The sequence below is a fragment of the Legionella jamestowniensis genome (assembly GCF_001467745.1).
In the GTDB taxonomy this organism is placed as follows: Bacteria; Pseudomonadota; Gammaproteobacteria; order Legionellales; family Legionellaceae; genus Tatlockia; species Tatlockia jamestowniensis.
In genome coordinates this window covers 51,535-77,223 of the sequence record NZ_LNYG01000001.1, presented here as the reverse complement: position 1 = coordinate 77,223, position 25,689 = coordinate 51,535, and the positions used below count along the sequence as shown (strand labels likewise).

Sequence of the window (25,689 nt, the reverse complement as noted above, 5' to 3'; positions counted from 1 at the left end):
TGCTAAACGGATTAATGCCGGAAGAAGAAGATGATTTTAATTATCAAAAAACTTCGCAAGGATAAGTTATGTATGTCTTCCGACGTTTTGGCTTTCATGTAGTAAAATTTTTTCACTCATTAATACTTATTTTTCGGTTTTTTGGTCACTTATTTCATAGTTTAAAAGACGTTTTATTTGGGGGATTATCTATTTCATGGTTTAACATGGTAGAAATTCTTTATTATTCAGGGGCCAGACTTGTTATCCCGCTTATGTTTATTTGCTATCTAATTACTTTTTCTGAGGCCAAAACGATCTTTCTTCTTTTCAACTCCTTTCACTTAGGCCATAAGGCTTTGGCTATCTCTCAAAATATTCTTACCCATGAAATCCTTCCTGTTTTTATCGGTTTCATTATGTGCATACAGGCTGCATTACATTTAATTAACACTCGTCTCAAACGACTTCGTCAAAGTCCTGAAGAAGTTATACTGGAACATGTTTGGCCCATTATTGTCGGGCTTAATATTACTTCTTTATTATTATTCACTTATATTATTGTGATCGTATTTATTAGTTTCTATATGACTTTTCATTATTTATCCAGTATGACAACTTATGAATATTTAACCTTTGTTACCAGTCGTAACTCCATTTATGACTTGATTTATTCCGCTTTTAAGACTTTAACTTTATCCGCCATTGTGAGTTTGGCCGCGGGCTATTATTATTATGAAGCAGCAGTTAGACATATATCCTTAAGAAAAGCCGTTTCCCGCATTATGACTCGCGGCTCTTTTTGGCTGATATTAACCAGTATGTATATTACATTTATAATCTAAGGACAGGCATGCGTCACGAGCGTTTTTATACATTAGTTGGTTTTTTTGTGTTTGGAGCACTTTGTTTAATGCTTCTTGGTGCGGCTTTTTTTTATGAAGAACACAAACGCGCACAAGTACAAACCTTCGTGATGTTTTTTAAGGGCTCTTTAAGAGGGTTAATCCCTACCGCTCCTGTTACCTATCGTGGTGTAAAAATCGGTGAAGTTCGGTTAATTGAAGTCACAGAAAATAAAGCACGAAATAGAGTTAGAATTCCTGTTTATGTGCAATTTTTTGTGGAGAAAACATTCGGGTTTAGTCAAGATCCTATACGCCTTCTCATCAATAATGGTTATGTGGCTAATATTTCCAAACCTAATTTAATCACTGGGGTTGCTGACATCGAGTTGATAAAATCAGATTCAACCCGCAAATTCAAACAGAGTTATTATCACGGGTACCCAATTTTCCCAACCAGAAATACCACTGAGAAATTTACCAGTATTGATGAAGCGCTTAATGCGGCTAAGAAAACACTGGAAGATATTAGTGAGCTTGTGCGGTCGAAAGAAGTGCGTGACACCATCGAGTCAGCACGATTAATGGCTGAAAGTCTTGAACGATTGGCAGGTAATTTAAATCAAAATGTTCCTTCCGTCGTGGCCTATTTGAATCAGAGCCTGAAAGAAATTGCCAATGCCGCTTATTCTACAAAAAATTTAACGGATTATTTGTCACGCTACCCCGAATCATTATTGCGAGGTAAAAAGTGAAAGCTATTCGACTATGCATCTTAAGTTTACTCGTTGTATTTATGATTGCTTGTAGCCGCAGTAAAGATACTCAAATGTATCTATTAAATCCCTTACCGCCAATGAAAACTGCGAGCAAACCTTACAAGCATTTACAAATCGGAATCGATGAAATCAATACGCCTTCTTATATTGAAAAACCGCAGTTAATGATCCATTGCAGTCCTCATCAACTGAAGTTGGAAGAATATCACCAGTGGGCTGAAGCATTGGATAAAAACATAACACGAGTCGTTGAAACCGATCTTTCTACCTTATTACCAGGTTCTATCGTTGAAAGCTCACCTTGGAATATAAAATTCAAACCTAATTTTCATTTACAAATTGATATCTCTCAATTTGAAATAGATATCAATGGAAATAGCATATTACGAGCGGAGTACCTTATTTATCATGAAGATGCACTTCTAAAAAAAGGTGATGCTTACTATTGTGTGAAAGTAGTCCCGACCACAATCGAAGCACTTGTCGTGAGTATGAATAAAAATTTAACGTCCCTTACCCGAGATATTGCCAAAGCCTTTACGGCGGAATACCAAGGTATAGGCAAGTAACACCCCTCTAATCAATTATGAACGACCGCTCTTTGATGCAACATGATCCGTTGTTTCTAGCAGTGTCTTGCCTAACAAGTTTTCAGGATTGGCTTTCAGCTCAAGCAGACGCTCTAACTCCTTTACTTTTATATCTATAAATGCTTCATGGTCCTTAAAAACTGTTTCGTGTAAGGACTGTGGAGAAAATTTGTTGGAACTTTTCATTTGTTCAGCAACACTAAAAACACCTGCGATGACTGCTATGGACTCTTTGCCAAACTTTCGACTTGATGATTTTTCACCTAAGACAACCAACGCTGTCCATAAATAATTAATGAGCACCGGATCAGCACCGTAGATGGCAAGTTTATTCTTTGGTGAGGGAGGCTCGTTCAATGCCAGTAACATGCAATTTGCCATAGTCAATGCGCTTTCCATAAGCGAAACAGGATCCTTACCCATTGACTCTCTTACTGCTGTAAGTTTCATACCCTCTTCTGTTTTTTCTTGGATAAACATGGCTTGCGAAGAAGGATCAGACGTATTTTCGGCATAGTGAACCCTGCAAAAATTATCCTTTAATTGCGGCGCTATAAATTCACCATGAGCATCATCGTTGGCCGATAAGGAAGTTGCTGGTTTGGCTCCAGGAACAGCTTGGCCCAGTAATGTATTTTTATCTTCCACGGGAATATCTATGTAACCATGCAAATAAGGTAAAAATTGGGTAGAACTTTCCACCACTTCCTTTTTCCCCTCAAGTTCTGCCAGTTTTTCTTTTAGAGTAGCTTGCAATAACTTACACTGCGTTAATTTTTTAGTTAACAATTCTATATCCACATCACTTGTCTGAATCTTAGCTTCTAAACTTGCAATGGTTTCGTCATTAACTGCAATCAAGTGACGAATTTTTCGTTTTTCTTTTTCGGCGCTATTTTGAGAGCGTCTTTGCCATTTATTCGTTCGTAGGAGATTAAAAAAGGCATGATGTTCAAAATATTTCGTGTTTGTTTTATGCGTGATTACTTGTTCAGTTAACGTTTTTATATGTTTACCTTTCGTATCGAACCAAGTTTCCAAGGGTTCACTGATATTATTATCCCGCCAATAATTATAGGCTCTTGCGGTCATGCGAATAAAATCCCTTCCCTCTTGCTTACCATCAAGGTTGTCTTCGTATTCGCACTCTTTCCAAATGCCTTCTTTTTTTACAAGATAAACAAGATCATTAGTGACAGTCAGCGTTAACTTATTATGAGTAAATGATTTAAAAAATTTCTTAAAAACTTTCGTTCCAAGAAGGCCGAATTTAAAATACTCACCTTCGTACACTTTAGATTCACAACCGATGTTACGGTTGTTCATTTTAATATTTGCTGCGGTAAACTTTTTATTATTCCATGCACGCGCATCACCCATCTTTTTTACAGACGTTTGAAAACGATCCCCAAACCCTTTTTCTCCTTTCACCTCTGCAAAAGCCTGGGTAATCTTCTTTTTAGCATAAGCTTTACATTCATTGTTGACCTCTAGGGGGCTACGTACAAAGGTATCAGGCACTACCAAACTTAAACGTCCATCTTCCAGGGCAGCATCCCTAATACAAGTTTTTACTGCTAATTCTTTTTTACTGTTTTCATGTAAATCTTCTATCCCTTTATAGCCTGCAGCAAGAGCAAACTGCAGAACCATCTGTCGCATTTGCGAAGTTTCGCGCTCATAACTTCCATCTACTGAGACCACATTATTACCGCCAGGTTGATCTGTTTTTTGCAAAAGCTCGAGATCCATTTTTTCAAGCACGCCTTTTGCCGCATAAGTTTTTCCGGAGCTTGAAGGTCCACCCACCCAGAGTACGATTATTTCAGCCCATTTATTACCAGGAAAATGTTTTAAACAGCGAAAAAATACGGCATTCCTAAATGCTCTGCTTTTACTTTCTTCTTCAATAGCTGCTTTATAAAGTGCAAAACCATCTTCTTCATCATCTTGCAGAAAATCAGCCAGATTAACAGTTTTATTAGCACGATTGGCTTGCCAGCTAATATCTTGAAATTTACGACCTAGAAAACGTAAAAAATGTTTCCTGGCGACAGTGGGTTCCGGGCTATCTGCAGGATGAGCACCTTCATAGAGTTTTTCTTGAGCTTCTGGGGTTAGAAAGTAATTGATATCAAAATTAGCAGCAAGCTGCTCAGCCGGACTGTCAACTTCTAATTCGTAATTACCAATTGTATTTACCCACCTCTGAATTATATCAGCAGTGATCATTTAAAACTCCTACCACTTGAAACTTCTGTTTCCTGGTTTAATTTCCTTAAGCCAATTATTTTATTTATAGCCTATAAATACTGCATTTAACTTTAAAATAACAAACTTACATTAGTTAAACATTAAGAAAACCTACAGTTGGGCAAAAAATTTTACAGCAATTACAAAGAAATGCCTATAACGATTCAAAGAGTAATAAAAAATAGATTTAACGCTGTTAATTTTATTTTAATGATTTTTTCTTATACTGGGCTTATATCAATAAGTGAGATAAACATGTTAAATCTAGAACAACAAGCAAAAGCGCAAGCCATTTATATGCAACACTTGCTTGAAAAGGCACAAGAAAGGGCACAAACACGAGCACAGACAAATGCCCTAGCCTTTGACCCTCAAGGACGCGTATTGGTCGATGTAACACTTGATGGGAACGATTGGATTACAATAGCTCAAAAAGTGAATGCCACGCTGAACACAGAACTATCTGATGTGAATTTACAAAAAGAGCTTAGAAGAACAACCGATACAACAACCGTTAGCTTAGATATAACAGGCCATCCTGATTTAAAAGAAAAATTTAAACATACATTAGAAGAAGCATTAACAAGGATAGGGGTATTACCCAACAGGACTTCCAGGATTGTTGATACCCTGGATAAAGAACCGAAAGGCAGCATTATTGCACTCCAACAAGAATTTCATTTTCATTTAGGTCTAGCTGCCCGTGTTTATCAAAAGACAAATAAAAAATTCAAAGGTAAAGAAAAGGAAATGCAGGCTGCCCATGAAGCCGCGGTAAATGAAGTTAATAAACTAGTCTTAGAAGCTTATGCCAAAGCGTTAGAAAAAGCGGTCAACAGCAAAGGTGAATTAAATGTCAAACAATTAAACCAAGCGTTGGATAAAGCGCGAAAAAGTATAACCCCTCAAGCACATACAATCCTGAGACGAGAAATTGTACGTCATACCGGTGTAATACTTACCAAACTCAACAAGTCGGAATTAAAACATACAGCTGAAGCAACCACAGCTACCGCCAATGATGTGTTACACACCGATAACCATCAACATTTGGCAACCCTCATCAAAGGATCTGAAAATACAGCCCATCATCGAGTTCAAGGCAGGGAATTTGCTCATCGACAACTTATTACTCACCCCCTAACTAAAGATGGCATTATTCCCCATTCACACCCCCGTATACAAATTCGTACCCCCTCTCCTGTGGTAAAAGAAGGTTTGAGTGAAGAGGAATATATAAGTGATGTCGCCATTAAATTAGACGAGATTACTCACGAGTATTCTTTAAAAGAAAAGTTATCATCCCATGAGGGGATGCCGAAGGCTTTTATTTATAATCGCTACACAGCAATTAATGATTCTCTTGGTGATATAAACGGTAACCTTCAAACTCAAAGCGCCCGCCATATCCTTAAAGGCGCTCACGAATACAATGCTAAACAATTAGCAGAAGGGAATGCGGTTTATTGTTTGGTACAGAATATTTCTGTGAATGGTTTTGGTGATCATCTTGGCTATTCGGGCGATGATTTGACTATAGAGTCAACCTTAATGACGGAGATGGCTTTACTCCATACTCTTTATAGTACATCTGCTGAACAACAAGAAAATATCAAAAAAGTGTTTGAGAAATACAACCACTTTTTGCGGCATAGGAAAGGGGGCGATTATTTTTCTCAGTCCAATGAAGGAAAAGAGGCGATTAAAGCCATTGAGGCAATCAAAAAGGGTTGGCAAAAAGAAGAGCCTCATGAAGCAGCACCTGACCTGTTTAGTGATGTCCAATCTAGCTTAAAAAAACTGATTGCGAATAACCTTCACTTTAGTCATGACTATGCCAAACTGATTCAATCCCTATCAGTTTTTATTGAAGAAGCTTCTATTAGTGGGTGTAAAAGTGGAAACGAGCGGGCCCAGGCAATCAATGGCCGTGTGGCTATTTTGGATGCTGTCCAGCACACACCTCCAGAAAATTTATCAAATGAAGGTAAAGCCATTTATGAAGCCTTAATTAAATTGTCAAAAACTGAAACGGCATCAGATGTTATTCGTGCGGCTGACGAATTAAAATTAGCAATCGATACAGCTTATAATCAATTGGGGTTACAAACAGCAGCATCTATTGTCAGTTTAATTGACCAAGGAGGTCCAGCCAAAATAGAAGCCAAACCAGGCCACCCCTTTTATGCTTCCAGAAACTACGGTGAGGAAAAAGCCAGGGTATTGCCTAACTTGCAACAAACCAAAGCGGGCAGCATGCAAGCGCATAAAGATTTGCCCAGCCAAATGGTTGACGCATGGGAAGGTCATCCTGTTTCATGGTGGTCGCGTATGAAATCTAGTCCCCTTGGTGTTATTGGGGCTATTATAGGTACTATTATTTTTCCTATAGCCGCTATCGTAGCTGTAGTTAACCCCTATAAAAATACACAGGCAAAAGCGGAGGTTACTCAGGAAAATAAAATCCTTGAACAGGAGTTTCAACAATTTGAGAGCAACAGGATTAAACATGAAGTGGGTGGAGGTACTGATGGCAAAATATTCAAACTAGGAATCAAACCCAATGATAGCTCAACGAAAACAGACACTTCTATCTACACAGTTTCCAAGGAAAAGCAATTAGACTTAGAACAAAAGTCTATTCCTTCCATTGAGGATTCTTCAACTTCGACTCAAAAGGGACTTACAGAGATTAGTAGCGGTTTTATAGATGAAGGAAATAAAGACCCAGTAGTAGATACCAAAGCAAGTAACACGTTTCAATAAGAAAGGTTGTGGGTCGAATGCTGCATCGGCCCTTTCTCTACCTAAACTACCGATTTAATAACCACCATATAATCATAACAATAAGACTAATAATAATGCATGTTGTAATAGGAAAGTAAAATACAAAATTTCCTTTTCGAATGACAATATCACCTGGCAATTGGCCAAACCCTAATTTTTTAATCCATGGCCAAAATAATCCAGTAATTACTAAAATAATACCGATTGCAATTAGAATTTTTGGCATTCTTTTTACAAATTATTAATTATAATTTCTTTGAGTATAACAATAAGATCAAAATCCAAACACTGGTTTTGTGCTGTTAATTTTTGGCATTTCAGGTTTTATTTACCCTATGAAAAATTTTATGTAGAATCAAAAATAACAAAGAAAAAGAGTATCCTATTATGCAATATCTAACTCCCCTGCGATGGCAGCAACTTATCCGCTCTTTTGCTTTATTAGTAATCTGTGTTTTTACTTCTAGTTGCATGGATCTTGCTTCACAAACTCCCGTAAAAAATAAGCAAGGTGTCACTTATAAAAAAGGACAAGTTTATACCATGCGCGGTTTGGGGGGGGTTTTTAGCACAGGTATGAATCGTCTGGAAAATACCCTCGATAATGAATATAACATTCGTACAGCGAGCACTATCTGGTATAAGGCTAATACCTTAAGTAATTATATTATTGAGCATCGAAAGTCCAAAGAGATCGATGGTCCAATTGTTTTGATTGGCCATTCTCTAGGTGCTAATGAACAAATTAAGGTCGCGCAGAATCTTTACAAGGCACATATTCCTGTCGACTTGCTAATCACTGTAGATGCTGTGGCACCGGTAAAGGTACCACCAAACGTTAAATACGTATTAAATCTTTATAAACCTGCTTATGTTCCTATGTTTAGTGGACTTAAAATCAAAGCGGAAGACCCGGAATTCACTTATATTAACAATTTCGATGTATCCAAACTTAAAAATATTTATGTCAACCATTTTACTATTGACAAAAATAAAGAAATTCAAAAAATTATGCTCGATAATGTGCTGGCAGTGATTAACAATACCAAGAGAGAGCATGTGTAATTTACTCGAATTGTAGTTTTATCATGAATCAATCATCAATTACCTCACCTAGAATTTGCATTGTAGGAGCAGGACCTTGTGGCCTTGCTGCAGCAAAAAATTTGCTACAGCAAGGTTTGAACAATTTCACCATGTATGAAAAAAACCACAGCTTAGGTGGAAATTGGGTTTTTGATGAACATAATACCCATTCAAGTATTTATGAAACAACCCATATTATTAGCTCGAAGCGCCTTTCACAATTTGAAGACTTCCCCATGCCGGCGGATTATCCAGATTATCCGTCACATCAGCAAATTCTTAATTACTTTGAATCTTATGCAAAACATTTTCAAATTGAGGCCTTTATAAAGTTTAATACCACAGTGGAACAGGTTTCTCCTACTAAAGACAACCAATGGCTGGTATGTTATCGTAATGAACTTGGTGTTCATCAAGACGTTTATGATTATCTTTTAGTAGCCAATGGCCATCATTGGGATCCCTTTATTCCTGATTATAGAGGTCAATTCAATGGAGAAATCCTCCATGCTCACCAGTATAAAAAAGCGTCTTCTTTTAAGGGCAAACGAGTATTAGTTGTAGGTGGTGGCAATTCAGCTTGCGATATAGCCGTGGAAATATCACGAATCTCTCCTAAAACCTGCATTAGTATGCGTAGAGGGCAACATATTTTTCCCAAATTTATCTTTGGTAAACCCACAGATATCCTTTTTGCAAAACTCAGATGGGTCCCTTTATGGTTAAAGCAGTTTTTGGCAAAGCATTTTATTCGTCTGTGGCAGGGGAGATACCCCAAGTACCGCTTGCAAAAACCAACATGCAAACCGTTGGAAACTCATCCCACCATTAATTCGGAACTGCTCTATTTTATTAGGCATGGAAAAATTTCACCACGACAAGGTATCGAGCGATTCGAGGAAAATCGTGTTTTTTTTGCCGATGGCAGCAGTGATGAATTCGATACGGTTATTTTTGCAACGGGATACCAAACAAGCTTTCCCTTTTTTGATAAAAACTTAATTGAATTCAGTAAAGCCACAAACATTCCTTTATATCGAAAAATGATGCATCCAGACTTCACTAACTTATATTTTATTGGTTTGGTGCAACCTCAAGGATGTATTTGGCCTCTAGCAGACTATCAGGCGCAAATAGCCGCAAAAATCATTGCCGGGAAATTGAAACGTCCAGCAAACTTAGCAGGCAAAATACAACAAGAGATAAAACATTCTCGTAACCGCTACAAAGATAGTGTCCGCCATGCCCTGGAAGTGGACTATCAGACTTTTCGCCGCCAGCTTTTAAAGGAATTAAAGCAGAAGGAATTCAAAATTGCTAAATGATCAACGCAAGTTATTAATACTGTCCAGCCTGGGCGGCGTATTGGAATTTTATGATTTTATTATTTTTGCCCTCTTTGCAAGCTATATTTCTGCTTCTTTTTTTCCTACCTCGGATAAGCTTGCAAGTTTACTCATTACTTTTGCTACGTTTGCAATCGGATACTTGGTTAGACCTTTAGGAGGTATTGTATTTGGCCATTTTGGTGATCGCATTGGCCGTAAAGTGACCTTTACAATATCCATCCTTATGATGGCGTTTGCAACACTTGGCATAGGGATTATGCCGACCTATGCAATGATTGGGATAGCCGCACCTGTATTGGTAGTTGGATTGCGTATTATCCAAGGCCTCTCTATAGGCGGTGAAATTCCTGGTGCAATCACTTATGTCAGCGAAGCTTTCCCTCACCATAAAGGTCTGGCATGCGGCATAATTTTCTGTGCACTTACCTTCGGTATTGTCCTTGGCTCCATTGTTAATGCGCTTATAGTCAGCCTACTTTCCACTGCACAAATGTATTCTTTTGGATGGAGAATTCCTTTTATCCTTGGTGGAATTTTTGGTCTTTTTAGTTATCTATTGCGTAAAGAACTGCAAGAATCTTCTCAGTTTTTGGCCATTGAACATTCGATTGTTAAATTTCCGCTTTTGCATGTGCTTAAAGAGCATTTTTCTTTTGTAATAGCAGGCACGTTCCTGACAGCACTTTGTGCTGTCATTGTCACCTCACTTTTCTTGTTTTTACCTGCTTATTTTACCGAAATCCTTTACTTACCCGCCAATGCTTATATTTGGCCCCGTACAGTAGCTATCGCTTTAGGATCAAGCCTGAGTATTTTTTTTGGTTATTTGACCGATATTTTCAATCCTAAAAAATTGATTATCCTGTTAGCGTGCACCACTGGATTGCTAGCTTACCCAATATTTGCCATTTATGTGCATTTCTCCAATCTTTACGTGATAGCATTAATAGCCAGTTCATTTCTTATGGGACTTTCTGCAGGGATTATTCCTAGAGTACTTAGCGAATTATACCCCACAAAGATTCGGTATACAGGAATTGCAGTCAGTTACAATTTAGGATTTGCCTTTTTTGGTGGCTTGACGCCGTTTATTTCATTGTCGCTTATCTATTACACAGACTGGGTAACTACTCCCGCCTTCTATTTGATTACTGTTTCAGTATTAGCATTAGTTTCACTTTTAGTGATTACTTTTCAACAAAAAAAGAGGCGAATATTAGGTTATTCAATTATTGATTCTAATTAAAAAAGATAATCCCGGTTGCAAGCAACCGGGCTACCTAGATGGATTGCATTATACCGTGCCTGATGCTGCTCGCAGACGGGGAGATTCTACTTTCCCGTCTAACCATTTGATTTTAATTGATATTTTTATAAAATCTCAAAATATGATATCATTGCTCAATATTTGGTTTTTATATCAATATTGACAACAATCCAACCTGACAAAGATATCAAAATCAATTTTTTTTTGCAGTTTAGATGGCCTAACGTTTATAAAGCTATCTATTTTTGTAAAACACTGGACTCAAATAGCTACACTCTTAGGAGAATATTAATGCAAGAAAGAAAGGAAATTTCCTCCGCCTCCCATCCAGCCTTTACTCATACTGTTACCTTCTATGAATTTAAATCTGAAACCCCTTGGACGCATACTGCCGTTTCAGCAGGCTCGTATCATTATTTAAGTGCCCATCCTATTACTCATGTTGAACCACCGGTTCCTAATATATTTCATGATCCTGATGATTCCGCTACCAAGGTACTAGAATTATGGAGTAATATTGTAAGACCTATGGTTTCAATAAAAATGACGTTTGGTAAGCCAGAAGAAGAATTAAATCACTACGATTATGTAAAAACAGAAGTTCCCGTCACAGCAGAACAATACCAGCTAGCGCAGAAATCTATTGAACAACAAATCCAAAATGGCAAGAGCGGGCTACAAAATTATTCAATTTTTAAGTTCTTGGGAAATTCGTGCGCTGAGAGTTCTCAAGAGGTTTTAGAAACAATTACACAATCTACGCAAGAATCCTCACTAGCTCAGCGAGGTTTTTTTGAGCATGCCATTGCATTGCCCCAAGCTCATTTCAAACGTGCGCAAAAAGTTAGCCAATCTCGACAAGATAACTCGCCATCCACATCCGTGGTGTCAGTGAACAAAACCAATGTTTTTTTTAATACCACTAACAAAGGTGAGCGATTTAAAATAGATGCATTATCCATCGAACAACTGACTTATTTTTAATAGGGTTAGCCCAATGCGCTTAAGTACATTGGGCTCTCAGCAGCTCTATAGTTTTTGTGTAGAAAATCCAATACGCTCTAACTTTTCTTTTTGCGATGCAATCGATGCTTCAGCAAATGACTTTACCAATGATTTTACACTAAACATGCTAAGTTTCGGCAAAATTTGCGCTTCTAAAGGCTTTATTTCAGGAGCTGATAAAGGCGTTTCTATTACTCCGTTTTTACGATTTTCAGCCACCTTTTTGCCATTTTCAAAGGTATGCGAGGGCCACATTTTACCTGTAGACCAAAACAACTTTTTTTCATTCGGTGTTGAGATGATATCCGCTATTTGTTGTTGATGGCCAGCACATGAATAAGTAATGCTAGTAGGAATAACTGAATATTTTGCTTCCCCTTTTATCGCGCGCTTTTTTTCTTTTTTTGCAGCCTTATAAGCGGCTTCAAATTGATCTTGCGTAACGGGTACCTCAATCTTTTCATGAGGAAATTTCTGTAATTCCTCAGGGCTCTCAAAATGTATACCTGTATAGAGCATTCTTTTTAGATTCAGCAGAATAATTCGCATATTTGCGATACCATCATCTGGATCACCTAACGAAGGAGGTGTTTTTTCTTTTAAAGGGTAAACGCTGAAATAATTTTCTGAGGAAGCCTCTTCTGGTTTTCCAAAAATAGTAGCACTATGATCCCAGGCCTCGCCATGAAATTTAACAAACGTTAATACATGAGAGAGGTTGGTTGTTTTCTCTGGTGGTAAAGACGACACTTCTTTCTTCTCATCATCGTGTTGCTGACCTGGAGAACCCTGGTTTCCAGTCACTGTTTGATTTTTTGAACCGTGAGGCATAATTATCCTATTTATTTACTATCTGTACAAAATAAAAATATTATAGAGAACAAATCTTAAGGAATTATGAGCAAAATGTAGATTCATTGTTGATTAAATTCGCACAGGACAAAACTTGAATAGTGTAATTTCGAGCCAAGCCATTGAGGTAAATATCGGCAGAACTTATAGAGAAAATTCTTACAGCCACATTCAGAGGGTCTACAAGCAGTCTAAGCCACATGAAAGGAAAAACGATTAATCACGAATATTATAACCACCATCAACATAGATGATTTGACCAGTAATATATTTCGATGCGTCGGTAACTAAAAATAACGCCGTCTCGCCAATTGCTTCAAGGGTCACCAACTGATGAAGCGGTGCCTCCTTAGCCGCCTTTTCCATAAGTTGATCAAAATCGGCCAGACCCGAGGCTGCACGCGTTTTAATTGGGCCTGGGGAAATCGCATTGATGCGGATATTTTTGCTACCCAATTCAACAGCCAGATAGCGAACTGAAGTTTCCAAAGCCGCTTTAACAGGTCCCATTAAATTATAATTTTTTACCACTTTTTCTGCTCCATAATAACTCATCGTAATTATTGAGCCTCCTTTAGTCATGAGAGATTCAGCTTCTTTCGCCAATCGGAGTAAAGAATGACAGGAAATATCCATCGCAAGCAAAAATCCATCACGTGAACTGTCTACTACACGTCCCTGTAAATCAGTTTTCGGTGCGAAAGCAATCGCATGAATTAAAAAATCCAATTTACCCCATGAGGCTTTTATGTGATGGAATAGTTGCTTAAGTTGTTCTTCCTTTGTTACATCCAGAGGCATAAAAATAGGGCATGAAAGGCGCTCTGCTAAAGGTGCCACATAGGGTTTTGCTTTTTCATTTTGATAGGTAATTGCTAAGTCAGCACCCGCTTCTTTCAATACTTTGGCACATCCCCAAGCAATTGAATGTTCATTGGCAATACCAACAATAAGTCCTTTTAAGCCCATATTAGCTTTCCTTACTCAAGAATAGAGAGGGTATGAAGCGCCATTATGCGCTCTTCATTCGTTGGAATGACATGCGTTTCAAAGGGTTTAAGGAATTCAAGCCGCTTTAAAATTGCTTCACGAACTCTGGAGGAATTTTCGCCTATTCCCCCTGTAAAAATAATACCATCCACCCCACCTAACGCAACTGCCATCGTTCCCATTAACTGAGATGTTTTTAAACAAAAATAGTCTAGTGCAAATTGGGCATTGGGCTCATCGCTATTTTGCAATAGACTGACATCATGCGTCCAGTTAGATAAACCAAGCAAACCCGACTCCTGATAAAGAATGGCTTCGGCTTCATCCACAGACATACTAAGATCACGAAGCATGTAAATTACAGCACCTGGGTCTAGATTGCCACAACGTGTTCCCATGGGTAAACCATCAAGGGCGGTCATTCCCATCGTGGTGTCGATGCTAACTCCATTATCTATCGCACATAAGCTCGCGCCATTGCCTAAGTGGGCGGCGATGATGCGGCCGCTAGCAAGTCCCTTAGCACTGTGACGCAACACATGAACAATCCATTCATAAGAGAGGCCGTGAAACCCATAACGGCGTATGCCTTGTCGCCGTAATTTTAAGGGTAGCGCATATTCTGTAAACAATGGTTGGTGGTTTATATGAAACGCTGTATCAAAGCAAACAACTTGTGGAATATCAGGCTTTAAAGCTGCGACAATTTTTATTGCCGTTAAATTATGCGGTTGATGCAAAGGTGCAAGAGGGCATAGTTTCCATAAGCGTTCAAGCACTTGCGAAGTAACAAGCATACTGCGCTGGAATTCAAGCCCACCATGCACGACACGGTGAGTTACTGCCCTCACTTGCCAAAATTCATTGCATGACTCAATCCAATCAAGAATAAATCTCAATGCATCTTCATGCGTAGTGTTTGCAGGAAGATTTTTCTTATCAATTACTTCATCCCTATCTTCACCTGCCTTCACAGAAAATTCCGGGATATCGCCTAAGCGAGAAACCTGCCCTTTTGCAAGTAAGTTAAGTTGCGGTGATTTTAAAAATAGCTGAAACTTCACGCTTGATGAGCCAGTATTTATGACCAGAATACTTTCACGCGTTTTAGCAGTCATTTAATTTTTCCTGCTTTGCGGGCAGCAGACATTTTAACGGCCAAGGCACAGGAAAGAAGGCGGGTCCGCAATGAATCAGCACGGCTAACGAGAATAATGGGCACACGCGCACCCAAAACAATGCCTGCTGCATCGGCATGTCCGAGAAAAGTTAATTGCTTTGCCAGCATATTACCTGATTCGATATCCGGGACAAGCAGAATATCGGCATCGCCTGCGACTGAAGAAAAAATTCCTTTTTCTTCTGCCGCCTGTTTGTTAATGGCATTATCAAAGGCTAAGGGGCCATCGAGAATACCATCGGTAATCTGGCCCCGATCCGCCATTTTACATAAAGTTGCGGCATCAACAGTCGCTTGCATTTGGGGGTTAATCAGCTCTGTCGCAGCAAGTATCGCTACTTTTGGTTTCTCCTCTTCACCATTTAACACCCGCCAAAGATTAATCGCATTTTGACATATATCCGCCTTATGACTCGCGTTTGGTTCAATGTTGATCGCGGCATCGGTAATAATAAGTGGTTTGTGATAAGAAGGAACATCCATTAAGTAGGCATGACTGATGCGATATTTGGTACGTAAGTTCGATGATGAAGGAACCACAGCTGTTAATAATTCATGAGTGGTTAAGGAGCCCTTCATAATTGCATCAACTTTTCCTGCACTCGCCAATTCAACTGCTTTTGCTGCAGCGGCATCACTATGTTCTGCATCAATGAGCTTCCATGTTGAAATATCCACTTTCGCTTCTTTAGCTGCATGGTTAATTTTTGCCACAGGACCAATCAAAATGGGAACAATAAGGCCAGCTTCCATAGAATCTTTAACTGATTCAAGAATTTTGCCTTTTACAGGATGCACAACCGCCGTGTGTATCGCTTCCATACCTTCGCAGGATTGAATTATGGCTTGAAAACGATCGTGGTTATGAATTTCTACTTCCGGCAAATTAGCGCGGGGGACCCGTATTTTTTTAACGGGTGCTAAAACCGTTGCAAGGCCTTCCATCACCACCTCACCACGTTGATTCACCCCTTTACAATCAAACATGACTATAGGTTTGTCTTTTTGCTTGTGGTGTACAATAAGGGTAATGGTTATGTTATCCCCAATGCGTACAGGCTTTTTAAATTTAATATCTTGCTCCAGATAAATTGTTCCGGGCCCAGGAAGAACCGTCCCCAAGAGCGCAGAAATTAAAGAGCCAGACCACATACCATGCCCGACAATACCATGAAAAATATCACTTTCTGCAAAAATTGGATCCATATGCGCTGGATTTACATCGCCAGACATTGCCGCAAAAAGCGCTATATCATTTTTGGTCAAGGTTTTACTTAGACTCGCCTGTTGTCCGAGAGTAAGTTCATCGAATGTTACATTTTGCAGGAACTCTTGCTCCATCATTTTCATCCCTAAGGGCGCACCACGAATATTTATCGTAAATGGAAGATTGCGACTAGGCAAATGAATAATTATGCCTACCTTCTTTATCCCCATTAACCTGCTCTAACAGCGGTGGACAAAAAGAAGACGTTGTCTCTGTTAATTTTTTTTCTGATGTTGCACCAAAACTCACTGCATAGGTTCGAAGAGAAAAAATAAGAGAGCTAATAACGCCAAGGGCTATCGAAAGATTAATCATGATGGGAGACTGCAAATAATCCTCATGAAGACTCCTCTCAGCAAAAGAAACCATCAAAAAATACCCTGTATTTTTTCTGCCTTTATCCAATCCAGAGAAAAAAGCCCAAGCCACATCAAACCAGGAACGCCAAAATGATTTGGCCTTGTCCACAGGATGATAGGTTTCAATCAAATCATCAACAAAAAGACTCATCAAAGCAGGAATATTTTTTTCTAACAACACTTGTTTATCTAACTGGATTTTTAATGGCTTTGTCTGCTGTTTTGCTGCTTTTATTGTAGTACAAAGTAAAATGAGTATCCCGATAAAAACGCTACTGATAGCAAGGGCAACAGGCACTACACTGAAAAATACCGTCACGCCAAAAATTATTTTATTGATAAACGCATAAACAGTTAGCCCTTGCCTTGTCCCTTTGAGCGTTTTATCAAAAGTGGTTATTCCCTTTGCCTTAAGTTTATTTGAGTACTTGAGAATATCCTGATAAAGAATTTCAAACTGAAATTCGTCAACCTGTTGAATTTTGGACAACATTGTTAATGAGGTTAACTCTTTTTGCTTTAAGCGTAATGTTATAATTAAACTACTAACCTCCAACCTACGCTGATGTTCATATTCTTCATGAATACGAGTAGCAATGGAAAGAATTGCAAACGCCATACAACAAGTCACTAAAGGAATAAACGCAGGCGAAGTTAAAGAAACAAAGGTTAAAATACCTATATGAAAAGCTACTGCCTCTATTAAACCGGTATATGCAGCAGAAAGATAGGCTAATTTTTGGTCGGTTGGGGATTGAACGGGTATGTTTTGGTAGTAATGCTGAAGCGTATTCCTATCCTCACACTCACTTTCCGTTAACGCGATAATTTTTTTTTCAAGCGTGTGTAATTGATTTTTTACAAGCTCTCGTCGATTTTGCATCCGCCGAAACCATACGCGATTTACGACAGAAACAGCTCCCATTGCAAATCCAAACGGCATCAGGACGTGATCAAAGCTTTGATCTTTGAAAAAAGAAGCAATTTTTAATGTATTGCTAACAGCTCTACTGGCTTTCTTTAGTTCGCTTACTGAGCTTCGGCAATAAGGCCAGAATGCCGCCGTAGCCTGTTTGAAAGCGTTGGAGGTATTTTCTTCACTGATGTTGGCAATAAGGGATAAACCAGCAAAAACCATGGCTTCTGTCAGTGCAAATGAAATACCCTCTGGGGTTTGTAGCCAATCGTGAATTGATGCATTGGACGATTGGGTGGTAGAAAGCATGTCGAAAAAAAACTTCATCCCCCCATAAGCAGCCACACCACCATCTAGTAAGCCATGTAATGCATAGATATAACCGGTTTGATGTATTTTTTTAGCGAATTTTAGATGGCGTACCGAGAGCGGCTCTCTTGATGAAGCACTGAGAGAAAGCCTTCTCTTGGCTGGAGTTAGAGAACGGTACGATCGAGCAGCTTTTTTTCTTTTCTTCATCACAATATTTCTAGAGCACCTCGTTGGCAGCTATTCTAACCACCAAGACTTATGGAAATATTAAGGGCAGAATCATCACTTTTTTGAATGTTTCCAAGTCTCCACTTGCTATAGTTATAAAAAGGAATAGTGGGAATGAGCTCATGCAAACAAAGGATGTTTATATAGGAACCTCCGGTTGGAGTTATGGAGGATGGATAGGTCGATTTTATCCAGAAAAAATAAAGCCTGATGGTGTATTACCATACTATGCTAAGACTTTTGATTCGGTGGAATTAAACAATAGCTTTTATCAAATTCCTAAAGAAAAAAACATCAAAAAATGGTTAAATTTAACACCCCCTCATTTTATTTTTTCCTGTAAGGCAAATCGTTATATCACCCATACTAAAAAATTACAGGACACGGAAGAAAGCGTAGTAAGACTACTTCATGTTTTTAGCCATTTTGAGGAGAAGCTAGGCCCAATTTTATTTCAGTTCCCCCCTTATTGGCCTTTGGATTTAAGTTGTTTAAAAAATTTTATAGAACATTTACCTTCGAACTATTTTTATACATTTGAGTTTCGCCATAAAAGCTGGTTTTGTGAACCACTTTACGAATTGTTGCAGAAACATCAAATGACACTCTGTTTTTATGACTTCAAAACTTATCAATCGCCGGAAATTGTAACGGGTAAATTTATCTATATTCGTATGCACGGCCCGCAGAAAGAAGCCTATCAAGGCTCTTATAGTGAAGAGGTTTTAATAAAATATACCCAAAAAATTAATCATTGGCAGCAAGAGGGAAAACCTGTTTATTGTTATTTCGATAATGATGAAAAATGTTGTGCTCCGAAAGATGCACAACGTCTTAAACATCTGATTGACCACACAAAGGCAATTTAATTATTCTATTAAATTTCAATGATTCATTTTAAAATGAGCCTCTTAGCGCCATAGAGTGCCTTTTTAAACTAAAAGGATTTATCATGAAGAACAGGATGCTCTGTAGTATCATTTTAAGTTTTATCTGTACCCAGCTATTGGCGCAGATAGAAAACTCTACCTTGTTACAACAACCTCGCTCTTCACAACATAAAAATATCGCCTGTCCTTCTAACATCATCACGGAGACACCTGAGATTGATGACGCTTTTATTTTAGACTGGGTAACACACGCAGCCACGCAATCTTTTCATTTCACGCCCGAAGCCGTTGATACCCAACTGCAACAGCTGCAAGCTTGTTATACCCCACAGGGTTGGAATGAGCTTAATAAAGCCTTTTATAAATCAGGTAATATTGAGCTTATTAAAACTCAACACTTAGCTGTCTTAAGCGAACTTGATGGCCCTGCTCAACTCATCGAAGCAAAAGAAGATTTATGGAAGATTACTGTGCCCTTGCGCGTGATTTACCAAAATGATCAGGAAAGAATCACACATTTTCTAAATGTATATTTTACTGTAGGCCGGAAATTACGAGGTGAATTAGGAATCATGCAAATGATTGCCATACCACGCGCTACTCCCTCTTTTCAAAAAGCAGGCTCTTTAAAAGAAACAGCAAAAGGCGTTTATAACCTTCTTGCGGAAAGAAATGTAGAAGCTCACAATGCCCTACAAGAAAAGATTATCTCACCTTTTTTTTCCTCGCTATTTCCAAACCCAACCAGACTCCTTGCCAACACTTATGAGGATAAAGAAAAGGCTAGCTTGGTACAATTACCACCTGGCCACTCAGAAAATCCATTGCCGCATCCTCTTCTGCCCGCTGAAATTATGCAAAAAGATTATGCTAAAAATCTAATTGCAACACCCAGTAGCCCATTTACTGAGGCTATGAAAATTAATTCAACAACCCTTCTACATTGGCTAAACCAAGCCAGTACCCCATTTTCCTTACCACTCCTCCGACAAAAATTTCAAAGCTGGTATGCCCAAATGACAATAAAAAATCGATTTTCTGAAACAGGCAGAGAACAGAAGTTAGTGTTCAGAAGCTTGGTTAGAGACGCAATAATTCGCGGTGAGCGTGAAGGGACACAATGGAATATTACTTTGCCTTTCAATGTCTCTTATCAGAATAATAAAGGCAAAATCACACAGTTAGTTAATATTGATTTAACACTGGGGTTTAAAATTAGTAGTAAGTTTTTGCCTTCTCAAGTCGCACCAATCCCCACCCCTACTGGCATGATTAATCAACCACAATCAGCTTATAAGCCTTTAGCAACAAACACTATCGATTGTAATTATCGAATCCCTTCTGAAATTACAGGGATTGACGAGAAAATTATTTTAAGCTGGGCTGAAAAAGCAACCGTTCAATCCTTCAATTTTAACGCAGCAACTATCGATCAGGAATTGTTTCAATTGCAATCCTGTTATACAGAAAATGGCTGGATTAATTTTAAATCAGCGTTAGATAAGTCAGGAAACATTCAAGCCATTAAATCATCTCATCTAACCATGAACAGTCAGATAGATGGAAAAGTTGAACTTGTTGAAGCCCAGGCTAACCAATGGAAAATTAGATTACCCTTAAAAGTTAACTGGCAAAGCGATAAAGAAGTAATGACACAATTATTAACGGTAGATTTAACCGTAGGGAGAAAAATTAATGGTAACCTGGGAATTATGCAAATTATCGCCACCATTAATGGCTCTACTTTATTTAAACTTAATCAGTCTATGAACACTTAATTTCAATAGACTACAGTTTTAGTGAAATTACTTATGTATGCTATCTTTTAAGGTAGTAATCCTACAAGGAGAGTGTGGTGAAAAATTTTGACGTCCTCATAATAGGAACAGGCCAAGCTGGACCTTCATTAGCTGTTCGTCTAGCGCAAAATGGAATGACTGTTGCCATCATTGAAAGACACAAATTTGGCGGCAGTTGTGTTAACACAGGCTGCATTCCTACCAAAACCTTAGTGGCCAGCGCTGAAGTTGCCCATCAAGCTCAACGTGCCAGTGACTTTGGTATCGAAATTAGTGGCTCAATAAAAACAGACATGAAAAAGGTGAAGGCACGTAAAGATGCTATTGTTAACAAGGCTACTCATGGTGTCGAAGAATGGTTAAAAAACACCCCCAATGTGACTGTCTATGAAGGACATGCACGATTTATTGATAATAAAACAATCACAGTGAATGATCAAAAAATATCGGCTGAAAAAATTTTTATTAATGTGGGCGCACGTGCTTTTGTACCACCCATGGAGGGGCTTGAACAAATTGATTTTTTGACCAATTCTTCAATTTTGGATTTAGACTATGTGCCAGAACATTTAATCGTGGTAGGTGGCAGCTACATTGGACTTGAATTTGCACAAGTGTTTCGACGTTTTGGAGCCAAGGTGACTGTCATTGAAAAAGCCCCTCGCCTGATTGCCCGCGAGGATCCTGATGTTTGCGATACCGTACTTGAAATTATGCAACACTCAGGCATTGATGTTCGACTTAATACCAATTGCTTATCTTTTTCATCATCCGAAAATGGAATCACAGCTCATTTAGGCTGTGAGAGCAATAAAAACACCATTACCGGGTCTCATGTATTAATGGCGATTGGGCGTAAACCCAACACCGAAGACTTAGGATTGGAAAACACAGATATTCAAATTGATCAACGTGGCATCATTGTAGTAAATGATGAGTTGGCTACAACGGTTCCTAATATTTGGGCTTTGGGCGAATGCAATGGCCGGGGAGCTTTTACCCATACCGCTTATAATGATTATCAAATTGTTGCAGACAACTTATTAAATGAAGCGAAACGTAAGGTGACTGACAGAATTATGGCCTATGCACTGTATATCGATCCCCCCTTAGGCAGATGCGGATTAACAGAAGCAGAAATACGTGCTAGAGGCTATAAAGCGTTGGTAGCCAAGCGTCCCATGACCCAAGTAAAAAGAGCGGTGATTAAAGGTGAACCAACCGGGTTTATTAAAGTTTTGATTGATGCAGATACGCAAAAAATCCTTGGTGCAGCCATCCTTGGGGTGAATGCGGATGAAATTATTCATTCAATTTTGGATGTCATGTATGCTGAGAAACCCTATACACTAATTCGAGATGCTGTTCACATTCACCCAACCGTTTCCGAACTTATTCCAACCACTCTTGAAAATATTAAACCGTTAGAAAGCAGGTCATGATGGGTTTGGTTGAGAGTTATTTTTATCTTATAGGGAGTCTTTTACTTACAGGTTACTTGATCTCTGTATCCAGTAGCCTGCTTAATCCTTTATTAGCCGCAATCATTCTAGCTTTAGCCTTAAAACCCATGGCCTCTAAGCTTGAGCAGCTTAAAATTCCACGCTTGATAAGTGCTTTACTATCTGTTTTGATTTGTATTTTTATACTGTTAGGGATTGTGGCGTTCTTTTCCTCACAAGTAAGTAATATCAACTTCGAATTAGACAGTTTAGGAAATAGTTTTGATGGGATTCTTGGCAAAAGTCAAACATGGATTTCCGAAGTAATGGGTATCAGTGCAGCACAACAAACTTCTATGTTAAATGAATCTTTCAATACGCTCATAAAAAACAGCACTGCTATAATAAATAGCACATTATCCATGACTACTAGCTTTATAACTTCTTTTATTCTCTTTATTATTTCCTTATTTTTTTTCCTTTATTATCGAAGAAAGCTCGTTATTTTTTTATTTAAAATAACCAAGTCAAAACATCATTCACGATTAAAAAATGGATTAAAAAAAATTCAATCTGTCGTTAGTAGTTATGTTTTAGGCTTGTCCTTTGTAATTTTTATTATAGCCGTACTCAATACGATTGGACTTTGGATTTTAGGCATTGAACATGCCCTTCTTTTTGGAGTAATGGCAGCAGTTTTAACACTGATTCCTTATGTTGGAATTCTCATCGGCTCATTTTTTCCTGCGTTATACACCCTTATTCAAACAGGCTCGTTATGGCTTACGCTTGGTGTAATTTTAATCTTTGCGATTGTACAGTTCATTGAAGGCAACTTTTTGACACCGAATATAGTGGGTAGACAAGTAAGGGTTAACCCTTTCGCAGCCATTTTAGCCTTAGTAATTGGCGGTCTACTGTTAGGGATCATAGGAATTATGTTTGCTCTTCCTGTATTAGCCCTAGTTAAAGTAATTTGCGATGAGATTCCTCCACTACAGCCCATTGGTTTTTTAATTGAGTAGTGAAACTTATTGTTAATATTTTGTTAATCTTGCCGTGATTTAATACCTCCAAAATTGTAGGGAGGTAATATGCCAGCTTATCAAATCCAAACGCCTGTAGTTATCTTTACTCATAAAGAATATGGCGAGCGATTATTATTTCAATTAGGTGAAAGTAATCCTCGTAACAAACTAGGTAAGAATGGGGTAAGCTTCCATAATCCGTTTAGTGCTTTGTTTTACAAAACAATTAAAATCCAAGCAGATTTAATTGATGAGCAAGGAAAGCACCAAAACCGCACCTTCTATATCAATCGTAATAGTTTAATTAAATACCTTGGAAAAGAAGCCAATAGTAGTGACAGCGATACCCAACTGGTTAGCCAATTAAATGCAACACTTTATAACTCGGCACTGAATGAACCTAATCCCCAAGATAAGCAGAAACAAAGTGCAGCAGGAGAACATTTACGCCATGCTGGGGAGCATAATCAAAGACGCATTAATCACTGGTCAAATGCACTCAGTGACTTTATTAAAGGTTCCTTTCTTAGCTGGCTCTATCAAAAAACAATTGCGGGAATCAAACGAATTAAGTTGCGATTTCTCTTTGTTGGAAGCGAGAAAAATATTTTGGAAGCGGGTGAGATATTGGCAAAAAAGCGTTTTCACGAAGCTTATAAAGAAATACCTGCTTATAAAAATCATATAACCCGATTTAATGGTGTCCCTGTTAGTGAGAGTACTTTGCGCCATATTCCTTTAACAAGCAAGGAAAATTACATTAAATTTCAACAACATGATTCAGATACCCATCGTCACGGCAAGTATCCAACCTATGCAAAAACAGATACATCAACCGGAACCACTGGAAAACCTACGGCTTGGGTACGAAGTGAAAAAGAAATTGATACCGTTAAAAAATCATTGCAATTGGCTGCAAAAATTCAATTTGGTAATCGAAAATTACATTATATTAATGCATTCGCCCTAGGCCCATGGGCCACAGGTTTAACTACCTATGAGCTGATGCGAAGTACTGGTGGCGTGTTTGCTACCGGTGCTGATAAAGAAAAAATCCTTGATGAGTTAATTCGCCTTAAAAAATATGAAACCCACCAATTAGAGCTTGGGGTTCGTCAATTAAAAGGCGTGCATGAACAAGACCAACAGATTATTGCTTCATTTTTAAATGCATCTCTTAACACCCTATTAAAAAATCGTGATCTAAATCTTCAAGGTGCTTTAAATGCAGAGTTAACCAAATTAGATGCTGCGTCTGCCCGCATAATCAAGGCTAATAAATCAAAAATTTTTGCTTTAGCCCAACAATTGAATCAAGAAAAAAGTCAAATCGTTATTGCAGGCTATCCCCCTTTTCTTAAAGACTTATCCGCTTATATTAAGGAAAAGGGGCATAATTTAGCAGACTTCTCAGCCATTGGGGTTGTGGGGGGGCAAGCCATTTCCGAAGCAATGCGTGATCTTTTGGTGAAAGAAGGTTTTAACGCCATTTACTCCTCTTATGGGGCATCTGATTTGGATATCAATTTGGGTGTGGAGGCGGAAGATGAAATTCTCATCAGAAAAAGTATTGAAAAGAACCCTGGCCTTGCTCGCGAGCTCTATGGTGCGAACAAAGGTTTGCCAATGGTGTTTCACTATGATCCTATGAATTATCATGTTGAGTGTTTGAATGATGATGAAAAGGACTCTTTGGTTTTCACCTGCACGAGAGACGATCGTTCCTCAGCTCGCATTCGTTATAATCTGGGTGATAAGGGACGCGTTTTTGCCGCCAGTGATGTGCAAGCCTTGTTAGCCAAATATGGCATCTTTCATAAGCCAAGGACTAACTTACCTCTCCTTTTTGTTTGGGGACGTGACTCAACGGTAGTTTTTAATGGTGCCAATTTAGCCTTTACCGAATTAGAGCGCGCTATAACTGATACAGATACTGAAGGAACTATCCTTAAAAAGGCATTTTACACCTATCAAGACTTAGACAGTGGTGTCGAGAAACTTGAGATTTGGCTTGAGCTGGATGAAGGCGTTGAATTAGCGGAGCATGGAGAAGACTACGCACAAAATCTGATGGCGCGTCTTGCTGTCCTAAACCAGGATTTCCGCTATCAACTTGACAGTTTAGAGGATGGAACGGCACTTCCTGTAATTCGGTTTTTTAAACGGCACATGAGCCCCATCAGTGAAGCAGGTGGCCACCGCAAACAAGTGCTCGTTTTCCAAAAAGAAAATTTACCGGAGGGTTATCAATTGCCTGGTGAAGAAAACTGTAAAGCAGTCCGTATTCCGATGAGCAGGGAACTGCTAGACTCAGCGACTCTGAACTTACAATAAGATTCTCAAATTCTGAGAACCTTATTACTTCAACACGTTGGTGAGCAGCAAAAGGGGCTGATTACTTTATGTGTACAGTCTTTTAATTTAGCAATTGCATAAATCAAGGCAATTTCGCCAAGCTGCGTCATAACTACCTTTGTAAGACCCCT

At 38.6% G+C, this 25,689-nt stretch carries 20 protein-coding genes; 13 read left to right on the top strand and 7 right to left on the bottom strand.

The genetic code is table 11. The features are described from left to right. Window positions 1–68 precede the first annotated feature (68 nt). Genes Ljam_RS00305 through Ljam_RS00295 form a run of 3 tightly spaced genes read left to right on the top strand, consistent with a single transcriptional unit; the run spans window position 69 to window position 2,172 of the window. Window positions 69–824 carry an ABC transporter permease gene (locus tag Ljam_RS00305; RefSeq protein ID WP_058448146.1) on the top strand — a complete coding sequence of 252 codons (756 nt, stop codon included), beginning with the start codon at window positions 69–71 and terminating at the stop codon, window positions 822–824. A gap of 8 nt (window positions 825–832) precedes the next feature. Further along, on the top strand, window positions 833–1,579 hold the full coding sequence (locus Ljam_RS00300; protein ID WP_238583664.1) for an MlaD family protein: 747 nt from the start codon (window positions 833–835) through the stop codon (window positions 1,577–1,579). Continuing rightward, window positions 1,576–2,172, top strand: coding sequence for a PqiC family protein (locus Ljam_RS00295; protein ID WP_238583663.1), 597 nt, complete (start codon window positions 1,576–1,578; stop codon window positions 2,170–2,172). The genes Ljam_RS00300 and Ljam_RS00295 overlap by 4 nt, the downstream gene beginning before the upstream one ends. Before the next feature lie 15 nt (window positions 2,173–2,187). Here Ljam_RS00295 and Ljam_RS00290 read toward each other — a convergent pair whose 3' ends face one another. Next, on the bottom strand, window positions 2,188–4,425 hold the full coding sequence (locus tag Ljam_RS00290) for a hypothetical protein (RefSeq protein ID WP_058448145.1): 2,238 nt from the start codon (window positions 4,423–4,425) through the stop codon (window positions 2,188–2,190). Window positions 4,426–4,701: 276 nt separating this feature from the next. Between Ljam_RS00290 and Ljam_RS00285 the strand changes: the two genes are divergently transcribed. Then, entirely contained in the window at window positions 4,702–7,212 is a 2,511-nt protein-coding gene (locus Ljam_RS00285; protein ID WP_058448144.1) for a hypothetical protein, read from the top strand. A 46-nt stretch (window positions 7,213–7,258) separates the two neighbouring features. Here Ljam_RS00285 and Ljam_RS00280 read toward each other — a convergent pair whose 3' ends face one another. After that, the gene (locus tag Ljam_RS00280) at window positions 7,259–7,459 is read right to left on the bottom strand and encodes a DUF2905 domain-containing protein (RefSeq protein ID WP_058448143.1); all 201 of its coding nucleotides are present in this window, start codon (window positions 7,457–7,459) and stop codon (window positions 7,259–7,261) included. A 161-nt stretch (window positions 7,460–7,620) separates the two neighbouring features. Between Ljam_RS00280 and Ljam_RS00275 the strand changes: the two genes are divergently transcribed. The 4 genes from Ljam_RS00275 (at window position 7,621) to Ljam_RS00255 (ending at window position 11,919) form a co-directional block, all read left to right on the top strand. After that, complete coding sequence (locus Ljam_RS00275) at window positions 7,621–8,298, top strand: hypothetical protein (protein ID WP_058448142.1); 678 nt, start codon at window positions 7,621–7,623, stop codon at window positions 8,296–8,298. A 23-nt stretch (window positions 8,299–8,321) separates the two neighbouring features. Continuing rightward, entirely contained in the window at window positions 8,322–9,644 is a 1,323-nt protein-coding gene (locus Ljam_RS00270) for a flavin-containing monooxygenase (protein ID WP_058448141.1), read from the top strand. Next, a complete protein-coding gene (locus tag Ljam_RS00265; RefSeq protein WP_058448140.1) occupies window positions 9,634–10,914 on the top strand; it encodes an MFS transporter in 1,281 nt (426 codons plus the stop codon). Before Ljam_RS00270 ends, Ljam_RS00265 begins: the two co-directional genes overlap by 11 nt. Window positions 10,915–11,226: 312 nt before the next feature. Beyond that, window positions 11,227–11,919, top strand: a complete 693-nt coding sequence (locus Ljam_RS00255) for a hypothetical protein (RefSeq protein ID WP_058448138.1) — start codon at window positions 11,227–11,229, stop codon at window positions 11,917–11,919. Between the two features lie 45 nt (window positions 11,920–11,964). Here Ljam_RS00255 and Ljam_RS00250 read toward each other — a convergent pair whose 3' ends face one another. The 5 genes from Ljam_RS00250 to Ljam_RS00230 all read right to left on the bottom strand — a co-directional run bounded on the left by Ljam_RS00250 (window position 11,965) and on the right by Ljam_RS00230 (window position 18,023). Then, complete coding sequence (locus tag Ljam_RS00250; RefSeq protein ID WP_058448137.1) at window positions 11,965–12,771, bottom strand: hypothetical protein; 807 nt, start codon at window positions 12,769–12,771, stop codon at window positions 11,965–11,967. 237 nt (window positions 12,772–13,008) lie between these two features. Beyond that, entirely contained in the window at window positions 13,009–13,761 is a 753-nt protein-coding gene (gene fabI / locus Ljam_RS00245; protein ID WP_058448136.1) for an enoyl-ACP reductase FabI, read from the bottom strand. Window positions 13,762–13,772: 11 nt separating this feature from the next. Further along, window positions 13,773–14,900: an acetate/propionate family kinase gene (locus Ljam_RS00240; RefSeq protein WP_058448135.1), complete on the bottom strand. Its 1,128-nt coding sequence runs from the start codon at window positions 14,898–14,900 to the stop codon at window positions 13,773–13,775. Next, the gene (locus tag Ljam_RS00235) at window positions 14,897–16,303 is read right to left on the bottom strand and encodes a bifunctional enoyl-CoA hydratase/phosphate acetyltransferase (protein WP_058448280.1); all 1,407 of its coding nucleotides are present in this window, start codon (window positions 16,301–16,303) and stop codon (window positions 14,897–14,899) included. The genes Ljam_RS00240 and Ljam_RS00235 overlap by 4 nt, the downstream gene beginning before the upstream one ends. A gap of 55 nt (window positions 16,304–16,358) precedes the next feature. Continuing rightward, window positions 16,359–18,023, bottom strand: a complete 1,665-nt coding sequence (locus Ljam_RS00230; RefSeq protein ID WP_058448134.1) for a hypothetical protein — start codon at window positions 18,021–18,023, stop codon at window positions 16,359–16,361. A gap of 143 nt (window positions 18,024–18,166) precedes the next feature. Between Ljam_RS00230 and Ljam_RS00225 the strand changes: the two genes are divergently transcribed. The 5 genes from Ljam_RS00225 to Ljam_RS00205 all read left to right on the top strand — a co-directional run bounded on the left by Ljam_RS00225 (window position 18,167) and on the right by Ljam_RS00205 (window position 25,537). Further along, window positions 18,167–18,913 carry a DUF72 domain-containing protein gene (locus Ljam_RS00225; protein WP_058448133.1) on the top strand — a complete coding sequence of 249 codons (747 nt, stop codon included), beginning with the start codon at window positions 18,167–18,169 and terminating at the stop codon, window positions 18,911–18,913. A gap of 83 nt (window positions 18,914–18,996) precedes the next feature. Further along, window positions 18,997–20,712 (top strand): DotI/IcmL family type IV secretion protein, encoded by a 1,716-nt coding sequence (locus Ljam_RS00220; protein WP_058448132.1) that lies wholly within the window; start codon window positions 18,997–18,999, stop codon window positions 20,710–20,712. 77 nt (window positions 20,713–20,789) lie between these two features. Then, complete coding sequence (locus tag Ljam_RS00215; RefSeq protein WP_202967562.1) at window positions 20,790–22,175, top strand: FAD-containing oxidoreductase; 1,386 nt, start codon at window positions 20,790–20,792, stop codon at window positions 22,173–22,175. Beyond that, window positions 22,172–23,200, top strand: a complete 1,029-nt coding sequence (locus Ljam_RS00210) for an AI-2E family transporter (protein WP_065235493.1) — start codon at window positions 22,172–22,174, stop codon at window positions 23,198–23,200. Before Ljam_RS00215 ends, Ljam_RS00210 begins: the two co-directional genes overlap by 4 nt. 69 nt (window positions 23,201–23,269) lie before the next feature. Continuing rightward, window positions 23,270–25,537: a phenylacetate--CoA ligase family protein gene (locus tag Ljam_RS00205; protein ID WP_058448129.1), complete on the top strand. Its 2,268-nt coding sequence runs from the start codon at window positions 23,270–23,272 to the stop codon at window positions 25,535–25,537. Window positions 25,538–25,689: the final 152 nt, after the last annotated feature.